A 2,434-nucleotide genomic window follows, 5' to 3' on the forward strand; every position below is an offset into this window, starting at 1 on the left:
GTCTTCAAGGTTGGATACATCTTAGCACGCTGTCCAGTTTTGCCGGACCACTTCACCGTGCGTGTGAAACTGACACCCAAAGGGCGCGAAGTCCGTGATATCGTGTCAGACCTGTTTGAACGTCACGCAGAAGGACTTCAAAGCAAAGGTGTGCTTGGACCTGAGGGTTTGATCGACATCACAGGTTCACTCAAACGGATGGAACGGTATTGGACCGACCAAATCCGCTACATTTACTAAGGCCACTTACTCGGAATGTTGCGTCAGCATCATGCCTTCTAGCTCGCGCTTGAGTTTGCGGATCATGGCTCTTTCATAGTCCTCAAAACCAAGCGCGACTTCGACAAAACTTGTGGGCCCATGCAGAACATAGGCCTGAAAGTAGGACGAAAGCTCGCCAACCTGATCTTGGCGATCGTCCCCATGATCCAGTGAATCCGCTCCGATCACCAATGCATTGATTGATATACCCTCAAAGCGCACATCGGGAACATCCTGAGGGTTTGGGCCAGTGTTGGATTTCCCATCCCCTGAAATATCAAGTGTGCGCGTCCAGCATTCAGACTGCTGCGCCAAAAGCGCGGTACCAAACAACATCGCCTGCCCAAGCCCAGTCGATTGCTCCGCAGGGGAACGTTCCGTGCGTTTCAGCCGCGCCACGAGGTTATCGACCGTCACCTGATCTTTCAAAACCGTCCAAGGCAAAAGCATAATTTGATCTTGCGGGCTGCTCCATTCATAGACTGCTAACCTGATAGGGGCTGCGGGCATCGCAAGTAGAATGTCTATAACTTCGGGATCACTCAACGCGGCGGCCAGCCCGTCAATTTGCATCCGGTATTCGCGACTGTCCACAGAGCCCGACACATCAAGTCCTAACGCAAGCGCCTGGCGACACCGTTCCTGTCCAAAAGCGGGCAGGGCAAACGTGATTGAGATAAGGAAAACGAGAATTCTCATGATTTCGGTTCGCGCATCTGTCGCGGTGCTTGGCCAACCATCAGATTGCTGATTTCTCGAAACAATTTGCGGCTCATTGCGCGTTCAAAATCATCAAATCCTTGAGCAACCTCAAGAAACGCGAACCGTCCCTTCAAAACTTCGCGCTCATAAAACTCTTCGACCTCAGGATCGCTGCCGACAATCACCAAACCGTTCACCGTCACATCGTCAAAAGGAAAGTGCCGATAAGCGATTTGAGGAGCGAAACCGTCGTTGTTGATGCCATCGCCCGAAACATCCATCACCCGATGATCGCAACGCGGTCCGTTTTTATACAGACCAACACCATAGCCTAGCGAAAACCCCATAGAGGTTGGAAACCTCGAAAAGCTCCGCTTGCTTTGCAATATTGTTCCCGCAGCTGCCGCAACTGCAGAGCGATCGATCAGCTCGTGCCAATCCAAGATCAGGCTTTGTTGATTGCGCCCGCTCCATTCATAAATTGCTAACGATACATACCCTTCTCGCGTGTCCAAAATTGCGTTGAGCACATCTTCGGACATTAACGCCGCTGCCAAACCCGTTTGTTGTAAGCGGTATTCTTCATCCGATACCGACGAGGAAACATCCATCGCCAAGATCAAAGCAAGGCGGCACGCGGCCTCAGCCGAGGATGCAAAAGCGGCGCCAAGAATAGCGCCGCTAAAAGTTAACGCAGGCCGGATCACCAGTGCCCTGTGTTTTCCATGCTCGCCCAAGGCTCCGCCGACTCTAACGCGTCGCCATCTTGCAAAAGCTCAATCGAAATATTGTCAGGTGAGCGCACAAACGCCATGCGTCCATCACGCGGGGGGCGGTTGATCGTAACGCCGTTGTCCATAAGGTGCTGACATGTCTCGTAGATATTCTTCACCGCGTAGGCGAGATGCCCGAAATGGCGCGAATCCGCAGGCAATTCATCATCGCCGTCCCAATTGTAGGTCAATTCAACCGGGCACTCATGCTGACCAGGAGGAGCCATGAAAATCAGCGAAAAACGCCCCTGTTCACTGTCCATCCGCCGCGTTTCTTCCAAACCAAGCAAGCGGTAAAAGGCCATCGACGCCTCCAGATCTTTTACGCGCACCATTGTGTGTAGGTATTTCATCGTCGTTTCTCTCCTGCCAGAACTCACAGAGAGAGTAGCGGCAGAATCGCCGCTGTCGAGCGAATTGCAAACAGGATTGTGTGACGTTTCAGATCAGAATGCGGATTGAATACCGACACGCAGTCCAAAATCACGAGTCTCAAAAAGACCAATATTCGAATTGGTTTGGCGCGCGGTTAAGGTCACAGAGGGCGAAAATCCGTAGACTTCGATCTGATTGAAGACGCCTGTCACATCAAAGGACGCTGTTTTGTCCTGTCGCCCGAACCGAGAAAAACGTGAGATATACCGCTGCTACCCCAAAACCCGAATTTTTTCATGGGTTATGACGCGGAAATTGTCTGA

Annotated in this window: 3 protein-coding genes and 1 pseudogene; 1 reads left to right on the top strand and 3 read right to left on the bottom strand. The window is 51.8% G+C overall.

Going from position 1 to position 2,434, the window contains the following annotated elements; genetic code table 11:
- Positions 1-240: pseudogene (locus PFRI_RS09450) on the top strand (hypothetical protein); the annotation flags it as partial.
- Positions 241-246: 6 nt separating this feature from the next.
- Here PFRI_RS09450 and PFRI_RS09455 read toward each other — a convergent pair.
- From PFRI_RS09455 to PFRI_RS09465, 3 genes are read right to left on the bottom strand one after another with little or no spacing between them, the layout of a single operon-like run.
- Positions 247-960, bottom strand: coding sequence for a DUF1194 domain-containing protein (locus PFRI_RS09455; RefSeq protein WP_072630460.1), 714 nt, complete (start codon positions 958-960; stop codon positions 247-249).
- Positions 957-1,670, bottom strand: coding sequence for a DUF1194 domain-containing protein (locus PFRI_RS09460; RefSeq protein WP_072630461.1), 714 nt, complete (start codon positions 1,668-1,670; stop codon positions 957-959). Before PFRI_RS09460 ends, PFRI_RS09455 begins: the two co-directional genes overlap by 4 nt.
- Complete coding sequence (locus tag PFRI_RS09465) at positions 1,667-2,089, bottom strand: VOC family protein (RefSeq protein ID WP_072630462.1); 423 nt, start codon at positions 2,087-2,089, stop codon at positions 1,667-1,669. The genes PFRI_RS09460 and PFRI_RS09465 overlap by 4 nt, the downstream gene beginning before the upstream one ends.
- Positions 2,090-2,434: the final 345 nt, after the last annotated feature.

The organism is Planktotalea frisia (assembly GCF_001890925.1).
Lineage (GTDB): Bacteria > Pseudomonadota > Alphaproteobacteria > Rhodobacterales > Rhodobacteraceae > Planktotalea > Planktotalea frisia.

What these genes read in the sequence shown, in the direction of transcription:
- PFRI_RS09455 (WP_072630460.1), bottom strand. Translation starts at nt 960, where the DNA reads ATGAGAATTCTCGTTTTCCTTATCTCAATCACGTTTGCCCTGCCCGCT.
- PFRI_RS09465 (WP_072630462.1), bottom strand. Translation starts at nt 2,089, where the DNA reads ATGAAATACCTACACACAATGGTGCGCGTAAAAGATCTGGAGGCGTCG.